Origin of the sequence: Thalassolituus sp. UBA2590 (assembly GCF_002339775.1) — a bacterium.
GTDB lineage: Bacteria > Pseudomonadota > Gammaproteobacteria > Pseudomonadales > Oceanobacteraceae > Thalassolituus.
Window position 1 is genome coordinate 1 of sequence record NZ_DDKU01000189.1, and the last position, 7730, is coordinate 7730.

Consider the following 7730-nt stretch of genomic DNA (forward strand, 5'->3'; position numbering starts at 1 on the left):
TTGACGTACTGTCAAAGTTGGATGGCCGTCCGTCATGCCCGCGGCAAGCGCTGACCAAAGCCATCGCGGCCAACTACCTGACGCTCGAAAAAATCGATACCGCTCGCGCAGTCGACGACGAAGTACCCGATGATCGCCCATTCCTGCGTGTGCAGATTGAAAACGCCCTGCGCCAGATCGTCGAAGGCGAACGACGCGAAGCCGCCATGCACCAGCGTCAGATGGATAAAGAATCCACCGTAATGAAAGGCCTGATCTACACAGGCGCCTTCATGACGGGCATCGGCTCATCCGCCTGGGGCCTCGCAGTACAGGTAAAAGAGCTCAGCGACGTCATCAACCCATTTAAGAAAATGGAACACCATGCCAAAGCACTTCGTGCCGCATGGGAATCGGACAACTTCGCAGACACCTACGCCGAAACTTATCTGAGCGGCGAAAAACGCGAACTCGTTGAAGCCATCGGCTTCGACCCGAGCCAGATCACCCAGCAGCAGATCGACGAAGCGATTGCCATGACCGATCTGGTGCTCAACGACGAAACCCTGCGCGACATTTTATATCGCTTCGTCAAAGACTACGCCGAAGCCCAACACGCCATCGAAATCACCGAAGTCGCAGGCTCCGGCGCCTTTGAATTAATCCTGACCATCATCGTTGCCGCCGTCACCGGTGGTGCAGGTGTGGTTGCCGCCGTTGGCAGCAAAATGCACCTAGTGCGCAAATTCAACAAAGTCGGTGACCTGTTAGCTGACTTTGCGAAAGCAACCAAACGGATTAAGAACCGTAAGAAAGCGTTCAATGGGAAGAATACCGGCCCAGGCAAACTGGAATCCGTCGATAGTTCGGTGAAAAAGACCGATGCGCATGGGGCGGAAAGCGGAAATAGCAGCCACGCTGATGCCGAAGCGGCTAAGTCATCCCCGGATGCCGAAGGCGCAAGTCACACTGAAGCCAGTAAAACCTGCACCAATGGTTGTCCGATCAGCATGGTTAATGGTGAAGAATTACTGGAACTGGTCGACTTCGAAATGGCAGGCCCAATTCCGTTCACCTGGAAACGTGTCTACCGCAGCAGCAATATCAAACAGAATAATGGCCTCGGCTATGGCTGGAGTTCGCCACTAAATCGCCGTTTATTCGTTGGCCAACAGGATATTCAGTACTTCGATGATCAGGGGCGATCGATTAATTTTAATCCGGTAAATATCGGTGGCAGTTGTCGCAACAGAACTGAAAAATTAATCCTGACCCGCACTGCAGAAGATGAATATCAGGTAGCCAATGCCAACGGCCAGGGCATTACTTACCATTTTGCCTCAGGAGCTGCGCGCGCTACCTACCGCATGACGCGCTGGACGGATAACAGCGGCCATCAGGTAAATTTTGAATACCAGAACAACCTGGTTAAGCGCATCACGACTTCTGAAGGCGAAGAGTTACAGCTGACTCACGATAACAAAGGTCATGTAACGGCCATAGATCGCGTATTCCGCCCTGAAAGCCGCCCACAATATGTGAGCCGTCAGGTTGCCTATGAGTTTAATGAAGACTCAGACCTGATTACCTCATTCGATGAAATGGGGCACACCCAGCACTTCCGCTACGAGCAGCACCTGATTCAACAGCGTACGCTTAAATCAGGCTTCAGCTACTACTTCGAATGGACGCATATCGGCCCGGATGCACGCTGCCTGCGCAACTGGGGCGATAAAATTAATGGCGAGCACGTCTACGACTACAAGTTCGAATGGGATCTGGATAACCGCACCAGCCATGCCACCGACTCCCGCGGTGGCCGCCTGTCTTACAAATTTAACCGCCTTGGTCTGCCAGTCTGGATTCGCCAGCCTGAGGGTGACGATACCCGTTATGAATACGACCGCAGCGGTAACCTGATCAAACTGACTGATCCGGCCGGCAACACAGAGCTGTTCCAGTACAACCACGGCGGTCACCTGATCAGCCACACCAATAAACTGGGTCATACGCAGAACTTCCGCGTAAACGGTACCGGCCAATTAATCGAAGCCAAAGATGCGACCGGCGCAACATGGCAGCGTAAATACGATGCACAAGGCCGTCTGATCAGTACTGTTGATCCCGCCGGGCGCTCGGTGCGCATGGACTACACCCCAGAAGGGCTTCTTGCCGGTGTCACAGACGCTGACGGCAATAAAACCAGTTATGTCTGGGATAACCATCGCCGTATTACCGCTGTGCGTAATCCGCTGGGTTCGCATACCCGTTACAGCTACAACGAACGTGGCCAGGTTACGCGGGTGATTTACCCTAACCAGCAATCGCAGAACTTTGAATATAACGATGCGGGTCAGTGCATTGCGGTAACTAACAGCGACGGCAGCCAGACCAACTACCAGTACACACCACACGGCCAGCTCGCAGCCGTTACTGATCATACGGGTCGAACCACCCGCTACGAATATGACTGGTTATCTCAGGTCAGCCGACGCGTAGATGCCAGCGGTCAGGCATTTAATTACCACTACGATGCCGAGCGGAACCTTGTTGGATTAACCAACGAAAATGGCGAACGCTACCAGCTAAAATACGATGGCAACGAACGCCTGATCGAAGAAATTGGCTTCGACGGCCGCGTGCAACGCTACCAATACAATATTGCTGGTCACCTGATCCAGAGCGAAGAATACCGCTACATTAACAGCGAAATTCTGCCGGTAACCCGAATTGCCTACCGTCGTGATGCCGAAGGTAAATTGCTGTCTCAATGGCAGGAACTGGGCCGTGGTCAGGCCGTAAATCAACTGATTGCCGAATACGATTACGATCCGGTAGGCCGACTGCTCAGCGCCAATAACCCGCATCGACAGCTTAGCTGGGCGTACAGCCCGACGGGGCAGGTGATCAGTGCGATGCAGGACAAGCACGAGCTGATTCACAATTACGACAGCTCGGGTCGTCGCAGTGCGACGCAATTGCCGGGTGGCGATGCCATCCATTACGGCTTTAACCCATTAGGTCAGACCGCATCGGTTCACTGGAACGACCAGCTGATCGCCAGCTTCACTCACGACGATGCAGGCCGTGAAGCATTGCGCCAGTTAGGCAACGGCTTACAACAAACTCAGAGCTTTGATCCACAGGGGCGTTTACAACAACAGACCCTGATGAAAGCGGGCGCTAGCGACGATCATCAGCAACCGCTGAACAAACGCAGTTACCACTACAGCGCAGCAGGACAGATCAGCCAGATCGACGACCAACTGCGCGGCAGCACCCAATATCATTACGACCAGATAGATCGCCTGATACAGGTCAGCGGCCCGCAGCCAGAACAGTTTGTACACGACCCTGCCGGCAACCTGCTTGGCTCACCGGACGAAGTAAATGGCCAGAACCGCAGTGGGCAAGTTACCGGTAACCGCCTTAATTTCCAGGGTGACCGCCATTACAGCTACGACGACCAGGGCAACCGCGTTGAAGAACGCCGCGGCAAAGATGGCCGCCAGACCACGCGTTACCGCTACGATTATCAGAACCGACTAACCGGCGTCGCCAAAACCATTGGCGATACCATGCGCATTACTGAATATCAGTACGACGCGCTGGGCCACCGTATCCGCAAAGTAAATAAAGACGAATCAGGTAACGTCACCGGAGGCACAGAATTCTACTGGAACGACGACGTACTCCTGAGCGAGCAATCGGCAGACATCACGGCTGAACAGCAAGGCAACGGCAAGGTGTATGTCTTTGAACCGGGCACCTTTAAACCACTGGCGTTTGTTCAATGTGGTGAGATCAACCACTACCACCTCGATCACCTGGGTACCCCGCAGGAAATCACCAACGCCGACGGCGAACTGGTCTGGACCGCACAATACAAAGCCTACGGCTCGTTAGCGCTTGCCGCCGAGCAGCAGGTTGAAAACAACCTCCGGTTCCAGGGGCAGTACTACGACGAAGAAAGTGGATTACACTACAACCGCCACCGTTACTACGACCCGGAATGTGGCCGGTTTATAAACCAGGACCCGATTGGGTTATTGGGTGGGGATAATAACTACCTGTATGTGCCGAACCCGGTGACCTGGGTGGACCCGCTGGGGTTGAGTTGCAAGGAGGGCGATGGAGAAATTCCAGAGAATTACGACCCTTTGACGGATACTTTTACTGGCTCACATGGCTTTAGAACTCCTGATGGTGATCAGGAAGAGCTCGTAACTGTGTATAGAGGGGTACATCCTAGCCATCCAGATTATAAAAATGCTCTCAAGGGTGAGTCAGTCCCTTGGGGGGGGCATAGGGATGTTGCGTTACATAATTATGGCGACAACAAGAGCGACTTTACATCGTGGACAACAAATCCAGATATAGCCCGACGATTTGCAACAGACAAGCCCGATGCAATAATTCTCGAGCAGCAAGTCAAGAGGAAAGATCTTATTTGGTCGCCTGATATTTTCATGGAACATGAAGTTCTGAGGCTTGGTCCAACAAATGGGGCAACAATAAAATGACTGATTCACAGGTGATTAATATTTCTGATTATGTTGAATCAAAAAGCTACTCTTCCGAGTGTGAGAGTGTTATTAGTTTTCTTGGCGAAAGGCTTTCCCGTTCGAAGTTGGGGAAGGTATCTGATATGGGGATTGATGCTACTACTTTATTTGAAGTATATAAAAAAAGGCTTTTGAATTTAAAAGAGAATGGCATTTCATACCTCGGTGTTGATGAGTTGATTAGTTTATTAGGGCGATACTCTGGCTTGATTCTAGTTGCCGATGCTTCATCTGATTCTGAAAGTTTTATATTGTTTTTCTCAGAAGACTTTAAAGTCATCTTGGGTGTCGTTCAGGTTCAGTGACTGTTGTCGCGACATGTATAGAAATTATTATGGGGCGAGCGGTGTCGAACATCAGTATCCAAGATAGAATAGATAGAGTAACTCGCCTCGCTAACCAAGGCCTATGGTTTCCTCATTCCTCTGAAAAAATGACGGGTGTCCCAGTTGACCCCGATATTACTAATGTATTGGCTTATATAAGTGCCAGAAAAGGTATATCCAGAGGAATTATCGATGATGCTTATCTCGATAAGCTCCCAGGGGCAATACATCAGGGAACTTTACTGGATAGAGCCCGGGGGGCAATGATCGGCTGTGCGGTTGGTGATGCATTGGGGACGACTCTCGAATTTACACAGCCCGGCACATTCGACCCTATCAGCGACATCATTGGTGGTGGCCCATTCAATTTGAAACCCGGAGAGTGGACTGACGATTCCAGTATGCTTCTATGCTTGGCGCATAGCCTGACAAGAAGTCGTGGGTTTAATTTGCAGGATCAGATTGAACTCTACGTAAAATGGTGGAAAGAAGGCGCATTCAGTGTCACTGCTGAGTGCTTCGATATTGGAATAACGGTTACCACTGCTTTAGAAGATTATTTACGCACCGGTGATCCGGTATCTGGTCCGACCGATAAGTATTCTGCAGGTAATGGATCTCTTATGCGATTAGCGCCTGTACCGATCTTCTATCATCAGAATTTTAAGGATGCTGTTGCGTATGCCGGGCAGAGTTCCTTATCGACCCATGGGGCACTGGAAGCGGTAGATGCCTGTCGTTATTTTGGAGCTCTCATCTGGGGCGCTTTGAATGGGGTAACCAAGGCTGAGCTTCTGGATGGCGTGTACAGTGCGGTTGATGGCTATTGGACGTCCTCGCCTTTATGCGAATCGGTTGTCACAATTGCGGAGAGCATTGGAACGTTAGAAAACTCACAGAACAGCATTCGGGGCACGGGCTATGTTATTGATACTTTAAGAGCAGCTCTGTGGGCCTTCGCGACAACGGATAACTTCGAGGATGGTCTGCTGAAGGTCGTCAATCTTGGTGAGGATGCGGATACCACCGGTGCTATTTATGGGCAGCTTGCAGGGGCGTATTATGGGGAGCGACAGATTCCTCAGCGCTGGGTGGAAAAAATTAAGTATAACTACTTCTTCTATCAGAAAGCCTCTGAACTGGTCCAGTCAGGCTCTGAGTCCTGACCGGGGAATATATCCGTTGCTGTAAGGTGTGCTGAAGCGCTTCCGCTCTTTGACCACCTTGCCGCCCGACATTCCTCCCCTGAGGTTTCTATCCCATCCTTTAGTGGTTAGAATACGCCCAGATTTCAAAACCGGTTAAGGTAACTCTCATGGCATTAATGACGAACTACTAAGACAGTCATAGTAAGAGCCTGGGCACCCCGCAGGAAATCACCGAACTACTAAGACAGTCGAACTACTAAGACAGTCGAACTACTAAGACAGCGAACTACTAACGAACTACTAAGACAGTCATAGTAAGAGAGGGTGGCTGGTTTCTGAAGCGTAAAACTTACCGATAGAAAATAGTTTGTGGAAAACTAAAGTGCTGGCAACTTTTTGTGTCGTTTCAAACAGAAATCACGAATTGGAAGCGAGTGAATGTCTCAGAGTGATCTGATGATGTTGCGGCTTAGGTTTTTTGCTTCAGGAAAGACGCAATTTACAGGTGGCAATGCCAGCAGCCCGCCTTCGTTCTCGTTGGTCGTCCCAGAATTTTGTGATTTTCGATTTTACTTCGTGTGCAGCACCGACAATACCCTTGAATTCGGATTCGAAATTTTGTGTGATGTATAGCCAGTGTTCAGCATCAATACCCAAGCGGTTCATGATAGCCGGTTCAGCCTCTGAGATTGATCCCCGTTTATTTTCTCTGATCTGTCGTCCTGTCCAGTCTACGAGCTCCAGGTAGTCTGTCAGACGCATCTGTATACCTTCAGGCATGTCTTGGCGAGGGTTCCCAGCAAAGGGAAGTAATCCATATGCTTGCTGTTTGAGGTGATTTGGTGAATAGGTTTCTTTCGCTTTCTGAGCGCGTTTTTTAACAGAAGTGTGCTCTGATTCTTCTGGAGTTTTAGCCATCGCAGCACGTACGGGATTCAGATCGACATAGGCCATGCAGGCCGCTAGCGCCTTTTCATCCAGTAACGCTTGAGACTTAAACCGGCCTTCCCAGAAATGGCCGGTACACTGATCTTCTTCGTTGGCAAGCCTTGCGACAGTCTCATTTAAACGGCGCATGAACCAGCTGATACTCATCAGGCGTTCTCGCCATTCATCGATACGTTCATCCAGTATGGCTTGCTGTGATGCCGACAGGTCTTCGCCTCTCTCGAATTTCTTTGACAGTAACGTTCCTTGATATAGCTGGTGCCAGCGTTGAACGACCTCCAGGCTGGTTAGGCTTCTGGCGCGCTGTTGGCTGACATGAAGAATCACATGGAAGTGGTTCGACATCACTGCATAAGCGGCGATATCAATACAGAAAATTTGTGACTGATCCAGGATGAGTTTCTCAATCCAGCCACGGCGATGCTCGAAAGAGCGGCCCTCAGGGGAGGTTCCGCATAGAAATGCGCGACGGACGCAACGGGAAACACAGTGGTAGTAGGGAGTAGCTTCCAGAGAGACCAGCTGCTTCCTTGGCTTTGGCATACATTCTCCTGATGTATATTTCGTATTTCTACTGTATAGAAATTGATCTTTAACGAGAATCAGGCATTCTTCTTACAATGACTGTCCTAGTTCCAACTAGTTCCATTAACTGTCCTTGTTCTGGTTGAATACCCCGGACACCTCAAGAAGAGATAAACTCTTCACCAACAGAGGTGCCAACCATGAGCCAGAAACGCATTTACAAACAGTACCCGCAAGAA

General features: G+C 50.4%; 4 protein-coding genes. 3 read left to right on the forward strand and 1 reads right to left on the reverse strand.

Annotated elements, in window-relative coordinates:
* The 3 genes from B2067_RS16000 to B2067_RS16010 all read left to right on the forward strand — a co-directional run.
* Positions 1-4502, forward strand: a 4502-nt coding sequence (locus B2067_RS16000; RefSeq protein WP_301389120.1) for an RHS repeat-associated core domain-containing protein, incomplete at its 5' end; no start/stop codon positions are given.
* Complete coding sequence (locus B2067_RS16005; RefSeq protein ID WP_301389121.1) at positions 4499-4849, forward strand: hypothetical protein; 351 nt, start codon at positions 4499-4501, stop codon at positions 4847-4849. The genes B2067_RS16000 and B2067_RS16005, both read left to right, overlap by 4 nt.
* Positions 4850-4890: 41 nt before the next feature.
* A complete protein-coding gene (locus B2067_RS16010; protein WP_301389122.1) occupies positions 4891-6036 on the forward strand; it encodes an ADP-ribosylglycohydrolase family protein in 1146 nt (381 codons plus the stop codon).
* A 465-nt stretch (positions 6037-6501) separates the two neighbouring features.
* Here the strand turns inward: B2067_RS16010 and B2067_RS16015 are convergent, their stop codons facing one another.
* Positions 6502-7509 carry a transposase gene (locus B2067_RS16015; RefSeq protein ID WP_301389123.1) on the reverse strand — a complete coding sequence of 336 codons (1008 nt, stop codon included), beginning with the start codon at positions 7507-7509 and terminating at the stop codon, positions 6502-6504.
* Positions 7510-7730 lie beyond the last annotated feature (221 nt).

Coding starts and splice junctions, on each gene's coding strand:
- B2067_RS16005 (WP_301389121.1), top strand. CDS start 4,499: ATGACTGATTCACAGGTGATTAATATTTCTGATTATGTTGAATCAAAA.
- B2067_RS16015 (WP_301389123.1), bottom strand. CDS start 7,509: ATGCCAAAGCCAAGGAAGCAGCTGGTCTCTCTGGAAGCTACTCCCTAC.